Origin of the sequence: Bacteroides sp. 43_46 (assembly GCF_001915455.1) — a bacterium.
Taxonomy (GTDB): domain Bacteria; phylum Bacteroidota; class Bacteroidia; order Bacteroidales; family Bacteroidaceae; genus Bacteroides; species Bacteroides caccae.
In genome coordinates, this window is the sequence record NZ_MNQN01000104.1 from 13,999 (window position 1) to 37,589 (window position 23,591).

A 23,591-nucleotide genomic window follows, 5' to 3' on the forward strand; every position below is an offset into this window, starting at 1 on the left:
ATCTTCAGTCACACCAAAGATACTGAGATTTTATCTAAATAAATTAATTAGCTTCTATTGTTTCCAAAGGAGGAATATTATTTTCAGATCCTGCATATCCCTTATTCTGATTAATATGCCCTTTAGTATTAGAATTAATCGTAGATGCAGGAATAGGCCATAAGACATGATACGGACTCATTGTAAATTCCACATTAGAAATAGTTTTAACTCCTTTATTATAAAAATCGGTGGACTCCATAATTCTATCATAAAAGAAATTATCTTCTGAGAAATTATCCATTTTATAGACCTTACCAGTATAAGAGGGTTTTCCCGTTTGTGCAAATATATAAGCAATACGAGTCAACTCTGTTTTTCTAGGTTCTTCATAATATAACTCTCTCGCACGTTCATCCAAAATTGTTCCAATATTCATATCAGATGCCGCCAAATCACCTGCACCCGCTCTATTTCTTACTTCATTCACATCATCTGCCGCTTTCTGCAAACTAGCAGCATCGCCTTTCCAACAATAAGCCTCTGCACGCAACAAATAGGTTTCCGCCAAACGATATACATACCAGTCTGTATTACCACCTTCCGGTTGATCTACTCTGTCCGGATCCGGTATAAATAATTTGTAATGCGGCCAACCAAACCAACTACGAATTGTATCTTTACACAACAGCTGTCCAGTCTCTCCATAAAGCTGTAAAGGTTTGCCATAATATTTATTTTTCCCCTCCAACTTAGGTTCATTATATACTAAATCCTCCATATTCATCCAATTTCCTTTTGCATGACGCAAATCATTCGGATCATCCCAAATATACTGGGTAGAATAAGCTGTTCCCCGACAGCGTCCGATTCCACGTCCATACTTTTTAACTAGTGAAATTTTAACTGTTCCTGTCGGATCCTTTTTGTCTGTTACTCCCTGTTTACCATCAGGAGTCAATATAGCATTCTTCGTATTTCCATAATAAGGCACTGCATTTCTCATCGTTCTGATTCCATCGCCTTGGCTTCCTTCTACAAGGTATCTGTCAATAACCAACAAGATAGTCTCTTTATTTTCTGCCAATGCCTTATTTTCAGGGCGATGTAAATCCCAAATCACATTTTTAGTAGCATCAGCTTTTTCTGCTCCGAATCTATTTTTCATCAATTCATAACGCGGATCACTTATTACAGCCGTAGCTGCTGTTATGGCTTCATCAAACAAACCGGCAGCCAAATATAACTTTGCCAACAAATGATAGCCTGCCGCACGTGGAGCTTTTCCTCTATCAACCACCTCAGGCATCCATTGACAAGCAAACTTCATATCATCGATCATTTTATTTAAAATAACCTCACGCTTTGTTGTATAGAAGTCGAGTTTCGCCTCTGTAAATTCTTTCAATAGTAAAGGCACATCACCAAATTGATTTATCAAACGATAATAGTGATAAGCTCTAAAGAAATAAGCAGTAGCCAATATCTCGTTCTTCTCCTGTTCAGACGAGTAAGTTGCTTCATCAATACGTGTAATCACAGTATTAGCATACCTAATATTATCATACGCTTCATTCCAATACCAACCTACTCTATTGGCATTAGGACTATTCAAATTTTTATCAGGCGTAATAACCGCATTTAGATCTTGAGCAACACTTGTTTTGTCCGTAGTTCCTTCAATAGCTACCTCAGAAAAAATATGTTCGGTAATAATGGCAGGTCCATCTCCATAAAACTCCGCTTTAATCCTTTTCTCACAAGTACCAAGTGCAGCCCACATACCTTTAGCATCTACCAGAGTATTCTCCGGAGAATAAAATGAAAGAGGTTTAGGTTCCAACCAGCTGTCCCCACAACTCGAAAGAGTTATCGCAACAGATCCTATTATCACTAATTTACTAATATTATTCATAACATTGATTCTTAAAAGTTAATTACATAGTCACATTAATACCAAAAGTATACGTACGAGGAGTAGGACTACTATTTTCCGGATCCCAAAGTTTAAAATCCGGAGCCCAAACCGCTACATTTCTTACATTAGCATAAACTCTCAATGAGCCTAATCCCAATTTAGTAATCCAACGTGATGGAACATTGTATCCGACAGATATATTATCTAATCGAATAAATGATTTTTTCCGATATACAGAAAAACTGTTTCCTCCTGTACTGGAATCAATTCTTGCCCACTCATTTGTCGGATTTTCCGGAGTCCAGTATGGTAACTTGTAAGCATTCTGTCTATCATTATATACCGTGGTTCCACTATGCTTAGCTACATCATATGTACCTTTATGCCCCCAAAGAGAATACAACATGAAAGAAACATCTATATTCTTATATATCTTAAAATCATTGCGCAATGTCCATGTAAATTTCGGACTAGTTGTCCCTTGGAATACTTTATCCTCATCTGTATACTGTCCGTTTCCATCAACATCCCTCAACTTAAAATCACCAGGAGCTACACCATACTTCTTTGCTTCTTCCGCTTCATCCTGTTGCCAGACTCCAATAACTTCCAATCCCCATATTTCATCCAAAGACTTACCTATAAACCATTTATTCTTGATATCGTCAGCCTCTTTCTGTCCTACTACGTTCCCATTCTCATCTAAAACATCAACCATATCTCCGTACAGGTGAACAATCTTATTTCTGTTCAAAGTAAAATTGAATGTTGAACTCCATGCAAAATTCTTTGTATCAATATTCTTCGATGTCAGGCTAAGTTCAATACCTTTATTCTCTACTTCACCTAAATTAGACATCACTGAACTGAATCCGATCAATTCGGGTAATGTACGTTCAATAAGAAGGTCTTTCGTGTTAGCTTTATAAATATCGATATTTCCTTTTAACCGTTCATTAAATATAGAAAAATCCAATCCTAAGTTGAATGAAGCCGTACGTTCCCATTTTAATTCTTTATTAGCCAAAGAATTCACATAAAGATAGGATCCATTATAAACCTTTCCATCCGGACTTACATACATATATTTACTATTACCCATTCTGGCTAAAGCTCTATAAACCCCAATGTCTCTATTACCATTTAATCCCCATGAGAACCTTAGCTTTCCATAGTCCAACCAATTTAACTTCTTCAAAAAAGGTTCATCAGAGAATACCCATCCGACAGCAACTGAGGGGAATACCGCCCGAGGATTTTTTTGTCCAAACGCAGAATAGCCATCTCTCCGAACCGTACCGGTAATCATATAACGGTTGTCATACGAATAAAATAAACGTGCCATCAATGCATCACCGGTTCTATATTCATCATTACTACTAATTGTAGGCAATATTCCACCTTTCATATAATGATATCCAAGATCATCATTCGGATCAAATCCTTCATTATTCATTTCATCACTCCATCTTTGAAACTTCTCCGCATTAAATAAGAAAGTGAAATCCACGTCATGTACTTTGGCGAAAGTTTGTTTCCACTTTACTATATTGTCAAGTTGCCATAGAAAATCATTTCTAAAAGTTCGTGAAGCAGAACCCCCAAAATCTTTCCAGCTTGGATGTTCCGAAGATTTATGTACATAATCTGTAGCCCACTCATATCGTGGAGAGAAATTCATCTGATAAGATATATTAAAAGGTAAAGATACCTTAGCATAGATATTAGCATTCAAATTATTTATCACATTTCTCTTATCTGTATAATAAGAATCGATCAAAGGATGCTTCGCTGACGTGTCATCTCCCGGATTCAACTTCATTGTTCCATCTTCATTAGTAGGACTTCCATATGGAGTCAGCTTCTGATACTGAACCCAATCCGCTCCGATAGCACTGGCATCACGTTGTACAAATTGCGCATTTAATCCCACAGTCAGAAACTTATTTATTTTGGCATCCAGATTTAAACGAGTCTTAAATGATTTATATCCGTTATTTACAATAATGCCCTCATTGTCTGTCCATCCCATAGACCAATAATAATTTACCCCTTTTGTCTTTCCCGAAATACTTGCATTATAATCCTGACGAAGACCATTCTGAAAAACCATATCGGCCCAATCTACAGATTTACCATCCAAATAATTCTGTATTTCCAAGTTCTTAAAGCCAATTCGACGCAACCAAGTCTCTACAGGATCTCCCGTCGAATTATCATATTTCATCCAATCTTCAATAGAAACATCTGCGGGTAATTTACGAGGGTCATTAAACTCATAAGGTCTATGGTTCGGATTTGCACTATTAAAGACATCCGTCCTCCAAGCAGTAAACTCATCTCCCTGATATACCTCAGGAACTATAGCCTGAGTAGCTACACCTATAGAAGCATCAAAACTAATTGTCGGTTTTTCACTTTTACCCATCTTTGTAGTGATGATAATAACTCCACTAGCAGAACGCGCTCCGTAAATAGCAGCAGAACTAGCATCCTTCAACACATCAATTTGTTCTATATCATTCGGATTTATATCGGCCAAGTCACCCGGATATATAACCCCATCCAATACAATCAACGGATCAGTTCCAGCATTAATTGAGTTCTTTCCACGAATCAAAAGACTTCCACCCGGTTTGGGACCTGCACTAAAACCAACACTCAATCCCGGAACATTCGCTCTTAATAAGTCTTGCATGGAGGAAGGACTTTCATTTTCCAACTGCGCAGACTTTACTTGCATTACTGCACCAGTCAAGTCTCTTTTGCGAGCACTACCATAACCAATCACAACTACTTCATTCAATGTTTCTGAATCTTCTGCCAGACGAATTACAAAATCGCGTTTGTCTTTGACAGGAATTTCTTGCTGAGCAAATCCTATATATGATACTACAAGGGTAGCTCCGGAAGAAACATTTAAAGTAAAAAATCCGTCAAAATCAGAAATAACTCCATTCGTTGTACCTTTCTCCATTATATTAGCCCCAATAACAGGCTCATTATGTTCATCAGTTATCTTACCTTTCACTGTTACTTTTTGTTGAGCAGACAGTTGAACGGTAAACAACAGAAAAGCGATTAACCATAAGATTCTCACTTTCATAAAACAATGTCTTTCCATTTCGTATAAGTTTAATTATTATTAAAAGGCTATTTCATTTTCAACATCTCAATTCCTGCCATCAAGAATGCTCCAACCCCATATACCTCAGTCATATTCTGAGTCACTTGTTCAGGAGCAGCACTAACCGGTTGGACATATCCAAGCATGCCATCTTCATGAACATAGCTTTTCAAAGCCTTCCAACCCTTACGGGCAGCTTTTTTATATTTTCTATCTTTCAAAATTCCTTGATTCACTCCCCAGCCCAAACCATAAACAAAAAATCCGGAAGCACTATTTTCAGGGGAAGGATATAAATCCGGATCAAGCATACTGGCATGCCAAGAACCATTCTTATCCTGACACTGAACTATAGCGGAAGCCATTTCTTTATAAATGTTCAGATAATAATCATAAGTAGGATGATCTTTAGGCAAAGTTTGCAACAACAAAGGTATTCCTGCAAACACCCAACCATTACCTCTTCCCCAAAATACCTTCTCGCCATTCTTCTCTCTTTTGGGAATATATCTTCTATCACGATAGTATAACTTAGCATCCGCATCATATAAAGAATCTGTAGCTTCTTTAAATTCCCTATCCATAAAAGCCAAATAGTTTTTCTCCGGATAGAGCTTATTCAACAACCCGTATACCGGCGGAGCCATAAATAACGCATCACACCATGACCAACGTTCCGACCAATTCTTTGCTCCGAGCCACAAACGGGCCTTCGAAGGTTTAGCAACAACAGAATCTACACGGGCAATTGTAGGCTGAATCATTGCAGGATCATGGTATTTCTCATACATACGAATATACATCTGTGCTATAACAAGATCGTCCGCATGATAGAGACGTTTTAAGAACCCCCAATGATGTTTCTTCCCTATCTGCATCAGAAAATCATAATAACGGGAGTCTTGAGTATAATCTGCCCATTCTACCATCCCCCGGAACAAGACTCCGTTTGTCCACGCCAAATCATGATGTTTAACTTTTGACTGATGATTTACCTGCCACATGGCAACTTTATCAATTAACACACGATCTTGTCCCTTCTTACTTTTCGCTTCTACTGTAGAGAATATCGAAAAAAGACTAAAAACCAAAATAAGTATTTTTCTCATGGTAAATATAAAATCTCTATATTTGTTATTTTAACGTTTTACAAATCTCATTATTGATCTTCTTCAATGTTGCTTCATCCAGCTTTATTACTTTACGGTCATAAGTCATCAGTCCATTCACTTCTACTTCTACATCTGTCGTTTGTGTGTAAACAGCTGCAGAAAAGCCTTGCTTTATCATTTCTTTCAGCATTTCTGCATACTTCAGATATTCAGCAGTAGCTTCCGTAGATGTATTAAACTGGATGTATCCCCAATTCCGGTTGGGTTCCCAAAGATGATTCTTCAAAACCAAACCAATCCCCCCATATTCTCCTAGTACCGTAGCACGTTGTGCATCATACAAATACATTTCCGGCCCCGGATAATTATGCAAATCAAGCATATCACCGCAAGTATAATGATTTCCACCACTTGCCGGATTGACCAAACGTGTAGGGTCATATTGTTTGGTCCATTCTGCAATCTCACTTGTCTTAAATTGCCCCCAAGCCTCATTAAAGGGCACCCAAGTCCCAATACAAGGATAAGAATAGAGATAATCAATAATTTCTTTCCATTCCTTACGATAAGTAGCCTCAGATTCAGGAGAACGTGCCAGTTCCGTTCCATCAAAATACTTCTTTCTCTGCCACTCCAAGGTTTTATCACCATTAGGCATATCCTGCCAAACAATTACTCCCATTTGATCACAGTATGTATACCAACGTGCAGGCTCTACCTTTACATGTTTTCTTATCATATTAAAGCCCAAATCTTTCGTTTTCTTGATATCATAACACAATGCCTCATCCGTAGGAGCTGTATATAATCCATCCGGCCACCAACCCTGATCTAACGGACCAAATTGAAACAGATCTTTATTGTTTAACTGTAAACGCACAATACCTTTTTTGTCTCTTTTCATAGAGTACTTACGCATCGCCATATAACTCCTTACACAGTCTACCCGTTTTCCTCCCTCAAATAAAGAAACTTCCATCTGATATAAGAATGGTTCATCCGGCGACCAAAGTTTGGCATCAGCCGGCATGGAAACCTCAACTGGTAACCCATTAATTGATGTTCCCACAGCCACCAGACGCCCTCCTTCAAACACTTTTACCTCAAATTTATCTGAATACCTATTGTCATCTGTTTCAACCTTTACTTTAACCTTATTCAAATCTATATCAGGTGTTGTTTTTATATCTGTAATATAGTGTTCAGACACCGGTTCCAACCATACAGTCTGCCAGATACCACTCACCGGCGTATACCAGATACCATGAGGATTACTCACTTGCTTTCCGCGTGGCTGCGTACCTTTTTCTGTCGGGTCCCACACTTTGACAACCAAATTATTTTCCGAGTTCTTCAAAGCTTGGGTTATATCAAATGTAAACGGAGTAAATCCTCCTGTATGTTCTCCTACTTTTATATTGTTAACCCATACCTCAGTTTTCCAATCAACAGCTCCAAAATGAAGCAAAATCCTTTTTCCTCTCCATTTAGAGGGTATAACAAACTCACGCTGATACCATAATTCTTTATCTTCTCCCAATGTCTTTCCGACTCCCGAAAGGCTGGATTCGACAGCAAATGGTACTAATATATCACCTTCAAAAGAATCCGGAATTGATTTTCCCAACGGTAAAACTGCATACTTCCATAAACCATTCAAATTAGACCACTCAGAACGCTCCATAATAGGACGCGGATATTCCGGTAATACATTGTTCACATCTATCTTCTCCGCCCAAGAAGTTTTGATCCTATCTCCTACAGGGGTCCATTGTGCCCATAACATCTGAGAAAATAATGACAGAGCTATTCCTATTGAAAATAATTGTTTTATCATATATAACTAGTTTTATCATTTGCAGTAATCAACACAGGCAAAATTAGAGGTTCGCACAATATATAGATGATATAAACATCCCAATAAATCACAAAAACGTCTCAAAATAAAATGATATAGACAAATGAAACATGAATGGGATAATTGATGCATATAGCATAAAAAAAAAGCCTTGTACCATTTGTAGTACCCGTTACTACAAAAGATACAAGGCTTTCATATAATTCTATAGTAAGAAAAATGACCTTATAAATCCTTTTTGTTATCTCTGCTATTTCTTTTAATTGATTTCAAGCTCATCCGACTCACTATAAAAATAATCTATGGCGGTTTCTTCCGGCAAATAAACGGAACGATAAGTGATATGGTCTCCTGCGAAATCATCTATCTTCACCTGTGTTGCGGGAGCTTTCAAAAGCACAGTTTTATTTTTCCCCTCAGAACTCATATAAGTAATTTCAGAAGCAAAAAAAGTTGGTTCAAGCGAAGCTGCAAAAGTAACGGTCAATACATCATTCTTTAAAACCGCCGTCTTTACTTTTGTATTGAACAACAATTTCTCATAAACATCACCATATACTGCACAAGGAACCTCCGACATAATAGAAGAATTACCATACGTATCGTATGTACAGATTTCAAAGACATACGAGCCTTCCGCCAAATCCTCTACTACAACCTGAGTAAGAGTTGCTTTATCTGTCAATTGTAATTCAGTAGACTTCGTTCTGTTTTCCCAGAATATTTTTGCCGTTTTAGCACGAGGATCAAGTAATTTCTGCCATTCGAGCATAACCCGATTACGTCCTGCATAAGCTTTCAGTGAATCTACTTTTCCAATATATACAATAGGCCCTTCTTCTATAAACTCTTTATACGTGGCATCCATACCATCGCAAGAGATCAAGGCACCTATACTTAAAAATATAAAAATCAGTTTTTTAAATAGTTTCATAGCATTATCTTTTACTTGTTACTAATTATGCCTCGCACCGAAAAACGTAAGTTCGTGAAGATGCATATAACGTGTTTTCCCCCATGTGTCATTCGTTTTAAAACGAATATAACGTACAGCCGGAGCATTATCAGGAATAATAAAATTCTCACCATTTTTCGCAGCTTCCTGATCCTCTGTTGTAAGAGCATCGTTTACACCACCTCCTGAAGGTTTCACCGACTCATATTCAGAAAGTAATACCCAAGAATCATCAAAGCTACCATCTGGATTTGGATCATTACTACCCCACAGTTCAAAATGCTTCGGGTGTCCTGCTTTAAATGTATTACCATACTTACCCGGATAATAACGTGAAACCATCACAAATCGGCTCAATTTATACTTTTCCCCCATATCAAAGGTAAACCATTGCGGCATTACTGTTGTCGTCTTGGTTTGAAAACAAGGATCTGTATCTGTGATTCCATCCCAAAGCCGCGTCATATCATTTCCTTTCGTCACTTCATTCCATGAGTGGCACTCATAAGAGTCAGTCGGCAAAGCCATCTTCCTGAACAAAGACTTATCGCATTGTTCTTCATACAAAGGAGTCTCGGTGACATACAATGTATCAGAAAGATGTCCCCATCTATCTCTGACAAAAATACCAAAATCTGTAGTAACAGCATCCAGGCCGCGTACATAGAAATCACCACCTTTAGCCTCAGTATAATGCATATATACCTGTGTCCAAATCCCTTCTGCCTGTTTCTTTATGACCCCCAGTCCCAATTTAGCCTTTTCCGGGTTATCAAAGTTCACTTTGATACCGCCAAATGTTTCAGCTGAAATTAATGTTCCACGCACTTTCTGATAAGGAGGAGTATCCGGACTTACTTTTACCACAAGCGGAGTAGAGACAGCCTCACCATAACTAACGGAATAAAGTTCAACGTCATACTCTCCTTTAGTAGGGAATCCTTCTACTACCAAAGAATCTGTATAGAAAGAAGCATTAACTGTACGAATCATATTATCAACTTTATAGCTAGCCCGAACATATTTTAAATTTTGATCATCCGGCAAATCATAATAGATAATTGCTGCACCAGGCAGATTCTTTACCGTCGCATTCAACACCTGTGACGGTGGTGTCGTACTTCCCGTAGGTTCGTTCAGATCAGCATTGTCGGCACAAGCAGCCAAAACAACTCCTATATAAAACAACCCATATTTATAAAATTTCTTCTTCATAACGTTTTTATTTTAAAGTTTACCAACCATAATTCTGTACCAGGTTTTTATTCGAATATAGTTCCTTATCTAAAATCGGCCAGAAATAGTTTCTTATTCTAAACTCTTGAGTATAAATCAATTGTTCTGTATAGTAATCTTCATTTGTGCTATACTGAGTATTCCAACCGGTTATCGGCTTATTCTGTTCCTGAAATGCCAATTTCCATCTACGTAAGTCCCAAAATCTCTGTGCTTCGAATGCCAATTCAATTCCACGTTCCTGTTGTATGATCTCACGTCTGCCATCTATTGTTTCATATTTCTTATTGTTCGTATATGTATCCCAGCTTTCTTCCACACCTTTCAGTCCTGCTCTTTCTCTGATCAAATCGACCCAAGTCAGAACATCAGTTTTAGTAGCACCACTTTCATTCAAAGCTTCAGCATACAACAGATATAAGTTACCCAATCTCATCACTGGGAACGGATATGTAATCTTAGTAAAACCACTGGTCTGCCCTACCACACTCTTAAAATGAACTAGTTTTTTAGGCCATATACCTGTTTCATTCCATGAATTCGCAATCTGATTGGCAGCAGACTGTCCTTGTTTACATTGCACATAAATCGGTTTCGTCTCATCTGTCACTCCCTGCCCGAACCAGACTGCACCATCAAATCCTAAACTTGCGTAATAGCGTACTTCTCTGTCAAAATTCAGATTAGCTGTTGTATACCCTTCCTTGATAAAGTACTTATCATTAGTTGTTGCTTTTCTCAATTCAAAACGATCATCATAATTCCATGTCTTATCTTCTGTAATAGGAACTCCATTTTTTGTATAAAACAAATCTGCTATTTTTAGAGGGACAGCCAAATTACCACCAACACTCGCATTTCCTTCTTTTCCCGGTTCCAATCCACGTGGAATAGCATGATCCTGTAACTGTCCGATAATACTATTTGAATTAGCCCAAATAATTTCTTGATTCCACTTTTCCGTCACAATGTTACGAATATTCATTTTCGCACGGGTCTGATCGGATATTGTGTATTCAAGAGAAGTATATTTATATAAATCATGTCCCTGAGCTTTCAGAAAATCAATAGCCTGCCTACAAGCTTCCGCAGCATCTATCCAACGCTGTTTTTTGGCCTGTTCCGATTTATTCGGATTGAATAGTTCAATACCTCTGGAATCAGTATATCCTTTATAATCAGCATTTCCATTAAATAAAGGACTGGCAGCAGTTACCATAACTTCGGCTTTTATTGCCATTGCAATTCCTTGAGTAATTCGTCCCAACTCTTCAGCCTCATTCATTATCTTATCAGGCAAATGATTACTGTTGATAATCTCGGTTAAAGAATTGATTACATAATCAAAGCATTCGTCTATAGTACTCCTAAAAACCTTTACTTCATCCTCACTTGCATTTACCGGAATATTCCGATCCATAATAGGAATTGGTCCATACATTCTAATCAGCCAATAATGGTAATAGACTTTCAAGAAACGTACTTCTGCCGCCCAACGGTCTTTCTCTGCTTGTGTCATATCAGGTACCTTCTGAATATTCTCCAGAAAGATATTACAGTCACTGATTCCTTGATACAATGATTTGTTATTCTGTTGATCGGCTCCGGTCCAATAATCACAGCGTGGTCTTGCCGAACTTTGCATATTATGTGAAATATACCATGCATGTACGTGTGCTGCACTACGAAAAGACTCCGTAATATACAGTTCGTCACCACCGGCAATTGCCGGATTTGCCTCCAACAGGCCATGAGCCGGAAGATAATAATAACAGGTAAACAAATATTTCTCCGCCTGTGCCCTCATTGTAAATGCATTATCGATTGTAGCAATATCATCCGGAACAATATCCAAGAATGAATCACATGAAGATAAAGCGATAATCAAACAATTTAATATAAACAGTTGTATTTTTTTCATTTTATATCAAATTTAGAAAGTTAAATTTAGTCCTATATTATACACACGCTGTACAGGATAACCTAAGCCGGAACCTGCCATTTCAGGATCCCAAAGTTTAAATTTACTAAAACATAATAGATTGTTTCCTGTAACATAGAATCGAAGGTTCTTGATTCCTACTTTATTAGTCACTTTTTCAGGAATAGTATAACCAATCTCCAATTGTTTTAAACGCAAGAACGAACCATCACGCATAAACCAAGTACTCGTTTTACTGTTATTCTCAATAGAAGTCGGGCTTAATCTCGGCCATACCGCATAAGCATCTCTATTATCCTCCGACCAATGACTATCTGCAATAAACTTTGCAAGTGCATTATGCCCAACTCTATTACCTACAACTTTTGTATCAACCGTGTTAAAAAATGGAGATACATTATTATAATCAATCCAAAATGATTCTCTAGCCAATCCTTGGAAAAACACTGATATATCCCAATTCTTATATCCATAAGAGGCACCAAAACCATATACAATTTCCGGTTCTTTCGGATATCCGATAGGTACCTGATCGAGATCAGTAATCTTACCATCCTTGTTCACATCACGATACTTAATATCACCTGCACCATATTCTCCAAATTGCACAGGAGAATTAGCCACTTCATTGTCGTCAACAAATAGACCTTCTGCTATATATCCCCAAGTCTGATTAGTTGGATAACCCACTTTCTGTTTCCACCATGCTCCCGGATATTCATAATCCTCATATACCATATATTCACTTGTCGCATAAGTAAAGTTTCCTCTCAACTGCAACCATGATTTATTGGCGAAATATTTATTATAATCTAACGATAAGTCAACTCCGTGCCCCTTGGCCTCTCCCAAGTTTGCATAAGGTTGTACCCAAAGTCCCATAGATGCCGGGATCGAAGTTCGTTGTTGCAAAATACTCTTACGGCGTTCCGTATAATACTCTGCCGTCACATTCAAATCATTAAATAAAGTGAACTCAAGTGCAAAGTTTGTTTTAGCAGACTTTTCCCATGTAATTTCAGGATCAGAATATCGCTTTACCGAAATACCATCCCGATGATAATCATAATTATATCCGAAGTTTGCCCCATACTTACTATCATTCATATTGATATCCGACAAATACAGGAAACGCCCGCTTCCGATAGCATCATTACCAACAATACCATAAGACGCTCTCAATTTCAACTTGGATACTACATCTTTAAATGGATCCCAAAAAGACTCATTAGAAACAACCCATGCCAAACCGGCAGAAGGGAAGAAACCGAACCGTTTACTTTTATGGAAGCGTTCGGAACCATTATAACCGAAGTTGAACTCTGCAAAATAACGATTATTATATGCATAAGTGAAACGCCCCGATAAACCGACATTGCGGTAAGGCAGAGATGCCTGAAGCGAGCCTGCATTCGGCTGAAGGTTATTTCTCAACTGATAGACTAATAATCCGCCTACTCCATGTTTTCCGAAATCACGATTATAATTCAATGCAGCCTCTATATACATATTAGCCGTAATACTCTTACCACCCGGATCATAAATCAGATATTCCGAACCGTCATCCGGATTAATGATATCAATGGCATAATCACCGGTCAGATAATCATAATTAGTCATCTTATAATAATATGGATTCAGTTTACGTGAAACATCATAACTGGAGATACGGGAAGTATTAAACAACAAGCGTGCCGATAAACCTTCCGTCAAGAATTTCAAATCCTGTTTCACTTCAAACTGCGCACTCAAATTAGAACGGCCGGATTCTTTATATCCTCTTACCATTTCTGCATACGGATTCAAATATTGTCCATTTTCAGCATTACCGAATAAAGTATGTTTCGTGTATGCATGAGCTTCATCTTTGGGATATTTAGCGGGAAACAATACCGGATTACTCTTCATAATCAGATTGTACATAGCCGAACCACCATATAACGGTCCGTTATAATCATCGAACACACCACTTAGACGGACAATCAATTCTGTTGTCTTGGTAGCGTTGATATTTACATTAGAACGAAGAGTATAAACTCTCTGCTTGATATTATTATTAAAATTACTGTTCTTATCAACCTCCAGAATACCATTGTCTTGACTATACGAAGCTGCCACATAGTAACGTGCGACATCACCACCACCTGTAATATTCAGGTTGACGCGCTGGTTCATCGTAAAATCTTTTAATAATTCCTTTCTCCAATCCGTAGCCGGATAAATTACAGATCCCGCCCCCGGTACAGTATTGTCTATTTTTTCCTCAGAATACATCAACGGCGCCAACGGATTACGAGTTAAATAGGCCTCATTGTGCAGACGCATATAAGTAACAGGATCTGCCAATTCTATCTCTTGAGTCGGAGTGGATATTGAGTTCTCAACTCTTAAGCTTAACCGTGCTTTTCCCTTCTGACCTTCTTTGGTTTTCACCAGAATCACACCATTTGCACCACGGGCACCGTAAAGAGCGGTAGCAGTAGCATCCTTCATAATAGAAAAGCTGGCGATGTCATCTGGCTGTAAACGAGCCAGATCGGTAGAAGTTAACTCAATGCCGTCAATCAAAATCAACGGATCTTTTTTATATCCGAAAGTTGTAACACCGCGAACAAAGAAAGAGGCGTCATCCACCCCCGGTTCACCAGTTCTCTGATAAGAGATTACTCCTGCAATACGCCCGGCAAGTGCATTCGTAAGATTACTGGAGGGTGTTTTCAGTTCCGCCACTTTCACGGTTGAAATAGCACCAATAACACTCTCCTTTTTCTGTGTACCAAAAGCCACAACCTCAACTCCCTCCAACATCTGAGAGTCCTCATACAGAATTGCATTTATGGTTGTTTCATTTCCTACGGTTTTAGTCAGCTTTACATAACCTACATAACTAAATTCCAAAATAGCTCCTTTAGAAACGTTAGACAGTGTATAGTTACCATCCAAATCAGTAACAACTCCAGTAGTAGAGCCTTTCACCAATACAGATGCACCGATAATAGGCTCACCGTCTGTACCCAAAACCTTACCTTTAATCACCATTCCCTTTTTTTGCTGCTGGACAGTCTGATTATCACTGACTGCATATGCAACAGATACAGAAAGAAAAGAAAAGGTCGTCAGACATACACCTACAATCCACAACCGCCTTTTTAAGCATGTGCTTAGATCTCTTGTTTTTGTTTTCATAATTATTAATAAAAAGGTTATTTCATTATAAATATTCCCGATACCAGTTGATAAGAAGCCCACAAAGGATAAAAAGCTTCTTTAATTGATGCAATGGTTTTATCATAGTATTTTTGATTGATTAACATAGGCAAAATTAACGGATGAGAGGATTTCCTGATAAAATAAATATCCCAATAAATCGCAATACTGTCTCAAACAAAAGAAAGAATAGCAAATTCGTTTCAAATGAAATATAAATGGAACAAATATCCCATAAATTATCATATTAGCCTATTTTTTAGAAAGATATAAAGCTCCTCCGCTTCATTATTACAACGCTCTAATCCCTCTATCTATCAAGCACATAAGTCTACGATCTGCAGGATATGTACCCTGCAGATATCTATATACAACACCAATACTTTTGTGAGAACCAAATAATAAACTTAACCGGCAAACTCCTTAGGGAGTACACCAAATTGCTTTTGAAAACATTTAGAGAAATAGGAAGGAGAATTAAAGCCTACCATATAACAAATTTCATTTACCCGCCCATTTCCCTCTTTCAATAACTGAGCAGCCCGTTTCAATCTTTCCAACCGTAGATATTCATTCGGACTTAAATCAAGTACACCTTTAATTTTCCTATAGAAATTAGAACGACTCATATTTAAAGAGTCTACTATATCATCCATACTAAAATCCGGATTATGCAAATTATTCTGAATGATTTCATTCAGCTTTTTCATAAACTCCTCATCAGCTTTTGTCAAAGCCATCGTATTAGCTGCAACAAAAGGAGATTGGGCAAAAGCTTGCCGCAACTTTTCACGACTATTGATCAGATTGGCGATGCAAGCCTGTAAATACCCAACAGAAAAAGGTTTTTCAATATATGCATCTGCCCCTAATTCCAACCCTTCTATCTTTGATTGAATATTCGTTTTAGCAGTAAGCAAAATCACCGGAATATGACTATAATCCAATTTAGACTTTATCAACTTGCACAATTCAAATCCATCCATACGAGGCATAACAACATCACTTACCACTAATGAAACCTCCTGATTATCCAATACTTTCAATGCTTCCACACCATCATTGGCAGTCACAACGACATAATTACTTTCCAACTGACGAACAATGAAAGACAACATATCCGGATTATCATCCGCTACCAACACTACCGGTTTGTCTCCCCTGCTGTCCGCTAGTTCCGTCCGCCGTTCCACCACATTCTCCTCTTCTACGGATTTATATTCCGAAGTCAGCTTTATTACACTATCCTGTTCCACAGGAAGCGACAGACAGAACACATTTGCCTCTTCACCTTCCAACATCATCAAACTTCCCTGATGTAATTCAGCTAATGAACGTGAGAGAGCTAATCCGATTCCTGTTCCTGTGGTAACTTTACCATCTTCTTTTTCATTGAAACGGACAAAAGGTTTAAAGATTTCCTCTTTCATTTCATTCGGGATGATAACGCCATCATTCACTGTACGAATATAAAACATCCTCTTTTCTCCTATCCCGTTCATTTCCAAAAACACATGTACATATGTTTCTGCATATTTCACAGCATTATTCAACAAATTACTAACAATCTTAGTAAATGCTTCCTTATTGACATGTGCATAGAAGTCCTGTTCGCCTACATTCAATACAAAGTCCAGTTCTCTCTGTCTCGCCAAAGATGTAAAACGGTTATAAGTTTCTTTCAGTACCTCAGTAACATTACACTCGGCAAAGTTCAAGCGGAATCCCTGACTCTCTGTTTTACGGAAATCCAGCAACTGGTTCGTCAAACTTAACAACCGTTCCGTATTCTGTTTCATGATATTCAAGTCCTCCCGTATCTCAGGATCCACCGTCTTTTTCAGAAGAATATTCTCCAGAGGACCATTAATCAACGTCAAAGGAGTACGTATCTCATGAGCTACATTCGTAAAGAAATCTATTTTCGCATAATATATTTCACGTTCCTTCTCCTGCTCAAATTTCTCCATTTGCCGATGATGTTTTCTATTACTACGGCGTTTTAAATAAAGAATCAAATAAACGGAACATCCAATAATCAAAAGTATATAAATGCAATAAGCCCAAATTGACAGATAGAAAGGAGGTAAAATCCGGATGCTCAACGAGATTTCATTATTATTCCAAACGCCATTGTCATTTGCAGCTTTCACCCGAAATATATAATCACCATAACGCAGATTAGCATAGGTTATCAACGGACTCTCACCGATAGATAACCACTCATTATCAAACCCTTCCAATTTATACATCAGTTTATTCATTCCAGGAGCTTGATAACCAAGAGCCGAGATGCGGAAAGAAAATGAATTCTGATCAGCCCGGAGTACTATCTTATCAGAAAAAGTGATATTCTTTTCCAAAGGCGAATTAGGTTCATCTGCATACACTTCTTTATTAAACAGCAAGAAATCTGTAATCACTACTGTGGGAAGATTCTTATTCTCCGAGAAGCTTTTAGGATTAAAAGCTATAAAACCATCAATTCCACCAAAATAAATCATTCCATTTTCATCTTCAAAACTGGACCGATAGTTAAACTGATCACCCAACAGACCATTGGCAGTAGTGTATACTTTCATCGTTTCAGTTTTTGGCTGAAAATAGACAAGTCCATTGTTAGTTGTTAGCCACAGCTGTCCATCTTTATCCTCTACAATCTGATAAACAACATCGCTAGGTAGTCCGTCAGTTGAGTTATAACTAGTAAACGTCTCTGACTCCGGATGAAATAAGCAAAAACCTCCTCCCTGAGTTGTTAACCAAATCCGGTGATAGGAATCTTCAAAAATACTAGAAACCTTATTATATGAAAGACTTGTGGTATCTTTTTCATCATGCACATAGTTTTTCCATTTCCGATCGTTCACATTATAACAATAAGCACCATTAGCATAAGTTGCCAACCAGATATTACCACCAGAATCTTCCTTTATATCATATACAAACTTCCCATTCAATTCCGGTATACGGTCAAAATCGTCCGATTGCTTATTATATTTGACCAGTCCGAACATCGTTCCTAAGTAGATGTCACCTGTAGCGGTTCTACAAATTGCAAAAATACTATTATCAATCAAAGAACGGGGAGAGCTGTTCTTCTGATATGTCTTCAAAACAGTCCCTGTACGGGTATCTATAATCTTCAATCCTTTAGAGAATGTGCCAACCCAAAGTTTATCGTCCACTAAACATAACCCATGTATATTGGTAAATCCCGCACTAGGAGCAAAAAAAGAAAATTCTTTTGTATTCAAATTAAAACGGTTCAACCCGCCATCTTCCGTACCAATCCATAACACACCATAGTTATCACGACAAAATTCACGTACCCGCTTACCATGCAGACTATTTTCCTCTCCTTTCGGATAATATTTCTCAAAATGGGTATACGAGCGCGGATAATAGTTTACTCCGCCAAAATACGAACCGATCCATATACCATCTTCACGGTCTTTGCAAAAAGAATAAATTGCATTATCAGACAAAGAATAGGGATCATACTCAGAACTACGCAAGTGCGTATACTTCCCCGTACGGAGATTATAAATATAAGCTCCGCTTTCTGTACCTATCCATAACTCATTATCCGTAGCAAAAAGTAATGTCCGACAATAGATGGATTCATTATCTTCATCTTTCAACAACAAATCCCGTAATTTACCCGAAGTCAGATTCAATTCTTTCACTCCTCCTTTTAAAGAACCAATATATAAACAATTGTATGCTCCCGGGAGTATTTCGCTCACAACGTCATTATTATAAGTTTCCTCATTATCAATAGGTGATATATAAGGATGAAGAGTTTTCAACTCATCTTTCGAATAAAACAATCCGTCACCGTAGAAGCCAATCCAGATAGTACCACTATTATCAACCGTCAGGCATTTCACATTGGTAGAGACCAATGGATGATCGGTCAGAATATAGTTTCTCAAGGTTTGTTTTTTCAAATCATAACAAAACAAGTTTTGCGCCTCTGCAGCTATCCATACCCTTCCCTGACTGTCTCCTGAAATCATAGCAACGGCTCGTTCCACCCTTGTGTTTTTGTCACTCTGTTCTACAAAATGACGAAAAGTATCTTTCTCCGGATAATAGATATAGACTCCCACATCAGTCCCTACCCAGATATTCCCTTCGATATCTTCATAAAGAGAAGTCACAAAATTATTGCCCAGACTTCTCGGATTGTTTCTATCGTACTTAAAATGCCGGAAAGATACCCCATCATATCGATCTAATCCATCTTTCGTACCAAACCACATAAAACCTTTCGAGTCCTGCAAGATAGCACTGACTGTGTTTTGTGACAACCCATTCTGGCTACTAAGATTCTTAAAATAATAATGTTCATTAACCGTTTGTGCACGGCTAAGAATTCCAATTATTAAAGAAATAAACGTTATTATAATTTTTTTCATATATTCGGTTTATAACACTTCTTTTATTCAACTTACCAAATGTAGGTGAAATAACAATCGAAAAATAGAAGATACGTCCCAATGAATGAAAAAATAGTCTTATTTCTCTATTTTAATACGTGCATCTACGGCCACAACAGCCTTTTCCGTTGCGAGAAGCGGATTGATATCCATTTCTTTGATTTCCGTTGCAAACCGGAGCAAGGTAGACAAACGGACAATAATTTCAGCAAATTTATCCTCGTTTACTCCCTTCTGGCCTCGCGTTCCCTGGATGATTTTATAGGCGCGCAATGAGTGAATCATCGAATAAGCCTCCTCATAAGAAAGCGGAGCCAAACCGGAAGATACATCTTTGAGCACTTCCACAAAAATACCCCCTAAACCGCAAAGCACTACATGGCCGAACTTCTCCTCATATTTCGCACCAATGAACAGTTCTGTCCCTTTCAGCATAGGCTGCACCATTATCGACCTGGCATCAGGGATCTGCATCATCCGGTCAAATTCCAGTGCCAAGTGTTGCTCGCTTTTAATATTCAGCACCACTCCGCCGACATCCGATTTATGCACCGGACCGACAACCTTAGCCACTACGGGGAATCCACATCGGCGGGCGAAGGCTACGATCTCTTCCTTATTATCCGAAACAAATTCGTCTACCAACGGGATACCTGCCGCATGGAGCAATGCCTGTACATAATGAGGCTCGATATATCCGTCTTCCGGAATCGAATCAATAATACGACGAATCCTCGGGACATCCACTCCAAACAATTCTATTTCAGGAACAGCCGGTTTAGGAGCATTAACGATACGCGAAAGGGCCGTCCCGAGTGTCACTTCATCGGCAAAGTTCACGTGCCCTTTAGCAAGAAACGCTGCAACTTCAGCTCCGGCAGTATTGATAGAAGGAAGAATCGGGAAAATCGGTTTCTTGCAAGTTTGCATCTTTTCGTGAAGCACATCATACATTTCAAACATAGTAACCAATCCCGGAGTTCCGAAGATAGCCATCATGGCATCTATGTTTTCAAGCTTTTCTTCACAGTAATCAATGCAGAGACGCAAATGCTCTGGTGTCCCGGTAGCCAGAATATCTATCGGATTTCCAACGGCAGCACCGGGAAAAAGTTGAGCTTTCAGTTCTTCCACCAATTCGCCTTCGAGCTTCGGTACGTTCAAACCGCCTTTACTCAACGCATCTGTCAACATTACCCCCGGTCCTCCGGCATGAGTGATAATGGCAAAATTCTTTCCTTTCAATTCGGGTAAAGTAAATACACAACCTACGGTCGTCAGTTCCTCACGAGAGAAACAACGCACAATTCCTGCTTTACGGAACAACGCCTCTACCGCTGAGTCGGAACTTGCAATCGCTCCCGTATGAGAAGACGCCGCACGGCTTCCGCTCTCCGAACTTCCGGCCTTGATAGCAGCAATCTTACATCCTTTTCTTATCAAAGAGGAAGCATGAAACAATAATCTGTCCGGGTTCTGAATACTTTCAATATAAAGCAATTTCAGATGTGAATCTTTCTCGGGATCAAAGTTCTCGTCCATAAATTGCAAGACATCTTCTACACCGATCTGTTTGGCATTACCTACCGACCAGACAGAATTAAATTGCAATCCTTTCGTCACCGCACTTTCCAGAATAAACACCGCTGTTGCACCGGAACTGGAGATTAGATCAACTCCTTTCAGGTTCAGGTTAGGGATAGGTTGGCTGAACACGCTATGATGCCAGGTATTCATCAAACCGATACAATTAGGTCCAATCAGCGAAGCGCCGTATTTATTCACAGTTTCCAGGATACGTTCTTCCAATAGCGCCCCTTCATGCGTTTCTTCTCCAAATCCGGCAGAGAGTATGATAAACGCCCGAGTTTGTTTTGTACTAGCCAATGTTTCCACAATATCGGGACACAGTCCGGCAGGCACAGCCAATACTGCCAAATCCGTATCAGGAAGATCTTTCACATCTGCAAAGGCGGGAACTCCTTGTACTTCCTTCTCCTTCGGGTTTACCGCCCGAAGTTCTCCCTGATAACCTCCGTTTATCAAGTTCTTTAATATTGCGCCACCCGGCTTATGTACATTATTCGAAGCCCCTACTACAACAATACTTTCAGGGCGAAGCAACTGGGTTGTTATCATATCATACGCTGGTTTTCATTTAACTTAGGTACAAATATATTCTTTCTTATGAGAAAAAAGAAAGAAAAAGGGGAGAATTGCATATAGAAATAGGCTATCGAGAAGAAAAAAAATAAAATATCAGTTAGATTATACTAGCTTTTTGAAATATAAAAGGGCATCTTACTATTTGTACTAACCCGCCCTTCTCTAGAGATTTACACAGTAACTGTTAAGATTTAACAAATGATATCTCTCAGACTCCGGATCTACTACATACCAACATCCAATAGCTGCATCATACAAAATAATCTTGCTCTAATATGCTGATTTAGTTTAGACAACTTATATATCAGAGCAAGACTGTTTTATTAACTTTATATTACGATAAGACAGATAACATAAAATTATAATGGTATTTGTTTATAAAATTTCGAAACTAATAATATGTCATTAGTTGCAAAATCAAAATCAATCCAAATAGTTTTCTGAAAAAAATAAAAGAATCTATGCTGCACTTGGATATTATTACATTTCGCAGAAACCTTGTAAAAGCCGACCCTCATTTTCTTCTTTTCCAACAGCATTGGAATCTCATAAGCTTTTAAAAAGCCATTATATAATACCTTATCATCCACCGAAATAGTAACATTAATTTCTTTGCTATTTTCATAAGAGTTACCTACAAATATTAACGCAGTTCTGGATGTAACACACACACAACACACACATAATATTATTCCTATCGTTATTATTTTTTTTCCCTTTCATAATTTCATCTACATTATCGCCATTTAAGACCTAAATTATATATATCGACAACAAGATTATTATTTAGATTATTTTGTTGCTGCAACATGATAACTCTTTGGTTGCTATTGCTGTTGTGAACAACTCCTCCCTGCTTCATTATATTAAATGGATTCTGCGAATGTGATAATCCAATTGCATGCCCAAACTCATGAGTAGCTGTAAAAGTTTTATTATAAGACAAATTATTCGACAACCAATTATTATTAGCAAAATCGCTTGAAGCCAAAGTCATAACCTTTCCACCTAACATACTTGTTGCTCCATGCGCTCCTTTACTATCGCTATCTGCTAATACAAATAAATGATCAGAGTTTTCGACATCTTTCATAGAAGTTGCAACTTTAAGATCCATATCAACCTTTAAATTGTAAGTCTTATTATCGCTCCATTCAAATTTTCCTTCATAAGTACTTTTTATATCAGAAACTATATCTTTGGCAGCTCTAGCCATATTTATATTATCACTTGAATTATTAAATATCTTTGCAGTTACATGCATAGTGACAATATCACCATTCCGAGTATACCAAATACTATCTCCATTCACATCAATATTATTCACCGGATTATTTGCACCATATTGATAAGGTGATAAAGAAACATACTTCTCTGAAATCTATCAGTTTTCATAAATCTCCCTAATGCAGCATCATACATCCTCGCTCCATAATCATACCAGTCCAACCCACCTTTACGATCCAACTCCTTGCCATTATACTTATAAGGCTGGACGCTCTGCCGGGAACTTGTTGCATCAATCCGCCGAAAGCATAATAATCGTTCACTTCCTCAACCGTTCCCTCCTCAGCAACAACCACACGATTATTACCCTGATGATCTTTCAAATAATAATGATACTGACCGTCAGTAAGGGACACATA

Annotated in this window: 10 protein-coding genes and 1 pseudogene; all 11 read right to left on the reverse strand. The window is 38.2% G+C overall.

Translation table 11 applies throughout. The annotated features are described in order from the left end of the window. Positions 1 to 43: 43 nt before the first annotated feature. The gene (locus BHV72_RS09530; RefSeq protein WP_005675208.1) at positions 44 to 1,894 is read right to left on the reverse strand and encodes a RagB/SusD family nutrient uptake outer membrane protein; all 1,851 of its coding nucleotides are present in this window, start codon (positions 1,892 to 1,894) and stop codon (positions 44 to 46) included. A 22-nt stretch (positions 1,895 to 1,916) separates the two neighbouring features. Then, on the reverse strand, positions 1,917 to 5,003 hold the full coding sequence (locus BHV72_RS09535; protein ID WP_005675207.1) for a SusC/RagA family TonB-linked outer membrane protein: 3,087 nt from the start codon (positions 5,001 to 5,003) through the stop codon (positions 1,917 to 1,919). Positions 5,004 to 5,050: 47 nt separating this feature from the next. Next, on the reverse strand, positions 5,051 to 6,133 hold the full coding sequence (locus tag BHV72_RS09540) for a glycoside hydrolase family 88/105 protein (RefSeq protein WP_286855629.1): 1,083 nt from the start codon (positions 6,131 to 6,133) through the stop codon (positions 5,051 to 5,053). A 25-nt stretch (positions 6,134 to 6,158) separates the two neighbouring features. Then, the gene (locus BHV72_RS09545) at positions 6,159 to 7,973 is read right to left on the reverse strand and encodes a glycoside hydrolase family 2 protein (protein WP_122139339.1); all 1,815 of its coding nucleotides are present in this window, start codon (positions 7,971 to 7,973) and stop codon (positions 6,159 to 6,161) included. A 280-nt stretch (positions 7,974 to 8,253) separates the two neighbouring features. Further along, a complete protein-coding gene (locus tag BHV72_RS09550; RefSeq protein WP_005681927.1) occupies positions 8,254 to 8,928 on the reverse strand; it encodes a DUF4998 domain-containing protein in 675 nt (224 codons plus the stop codon). Positions 8,929 to 8,949: 21 nt separating this feature from the next. Continuing rightward, positions 8,950 to 10,164, reverse strand: a complete 1,215-nt coding sequence (locus BHV72_RS09555; RefSeq protein WP_005675203.1) for a DUF5000 domain-containing lipoprotein — start codon at positions 10,162 to 10,164, stop codon at positions 8,950 to 8,952. A gap of 19 nt (positions 10,165 to 10,183) precedes the next feature. After that, the gene (locus BHV72_RS09560; RefSeq protein WP_022043237.1) at positions 10,184 to 12,106 is read right to left on the reverse strand and encodes a RagB/SusD family nutrient uptake outer membrane protein; all 1,923 of its coding nucleotides are present in this window, start codon (positions 12,104 to 12,106) and stop codon (positions 10,184 to 10,186) included. Between the two features lie 12 nt (positions 12,107 to 12,118). Further along, a complete protein-coding gene (locus BHV72_RS09565; RefSeq protein WP_005681929.1) occupies positions 12,119 to 15,313 on the reverse strand; it encodes a SusC/RagA family TonB-linked outer membrane protein in 3,195 nt (1,064 codons plus the stop codon). Positions 15,314 to 15,741: 428 nt separating this feature from the next. Continuing rightward, positions 15,742 to 19,758, reverse strand: coding sequence for a hybrid sensor histidine kinase/response regulator transcription factor (locus BHV72_RS09570; protein ID WP_022043235.1), 4,017 nt, complete (start codon positions 19,756 to 19,758; stop codon positions 15,742 to 15,744). Positions 19,759 to 19,857: 99 nt separating this feature from the next. Beyond that, complete coding sequence (locus tag BHV72_RS09575) at positions 19,858 to 21,918, reverse strand: acetate--CoA ligase family protein (protein ID WP_022043234.1); 2,061 nt, start codon at positions 21,916 to 21,918, stop codon at positions 19,858 to 19,860. 763 nt (positions 21,919 to 22,681) lie between these two features. Beyond that, positions 22,682 to 23,591: pseudogene (locus BHV72_RS09580) on the reverse strand (RHS repeat-associated core domain-containing protein); the annotation flags it as partial.

Bases quoted from the DNA above. Each gene is read 5' to 3' on its own strand.
- BHV72_RS09530 (WP_005675208.1), bottom strand. From the start codon at position 1,894: ATGAATAATATTAGTAAATTAGTGATAATAGGATCTGTTGCGATAACT.
- BHV72_RS09535 (WP_005675207.1), bottom strand. From the start codon at position 5,003: ATGAAAGTGAGAATCTTATGGTTAATCGCTTTTCTGTTGTTTACCGTT.
- BHV72_RS09540 (WP_286855629.1), bottom strand. From the start codon at position 6,133: ATGAGAAAAATACTTATTTTGGTTTTTAGTCTTTTTTCGATATTCTCT.
- BHV72_RS09545 (WP_122139339.1), bottom strand. From the start codon at position 7,973: ATGATAAAACAATTATTTTCAATAGGAATAGCTCTGTCATTATTTTCT.
- BHV72_RS09550 (WP_005681927.1), bottom strand. From the start codon at position 8,928: ATGAAACTATTTAAAAAACTGATTTTTATATTTTTAAGTATAGGTGCC.
- BHV72_RS09555 (WP_005675203.1), bottom strand. From the start codon at position 10,164: ATGAAGAAGAAATTTTATAAATATGGGTTGTTTTATATAGGAGTTGTT.
- BHV72_RS09560 (WP_022043237.1), bottom strand. From the start codon at position 12,106: ATGAAAAAAATACAACTGTTTATATTAAATTGTTTGATTATCGCTTTA.
- BHV72_RS09565 (WP_005681929.1), bottom strand. From the start codon at position 15,313: ATGAAAACAAAAACAAGAGATCTAAGCACATGCTTAAAAAGGCGGTTG.
- BHV72_RS09570 (WP_022043235.1), bottom strand. From the start codon at position 19,758: ATGAAAAAAATTATAATAACGTTTATTTCTTTAATAATTGGAATTCTT.
- BHV72_RS09575 (WP_022043234.1), bottom strand. From the start codon at position 21,918: ATGATAACAACCCAGTTGCTTCGCCCTGAAAGTATTGTTGTAGTAGGG.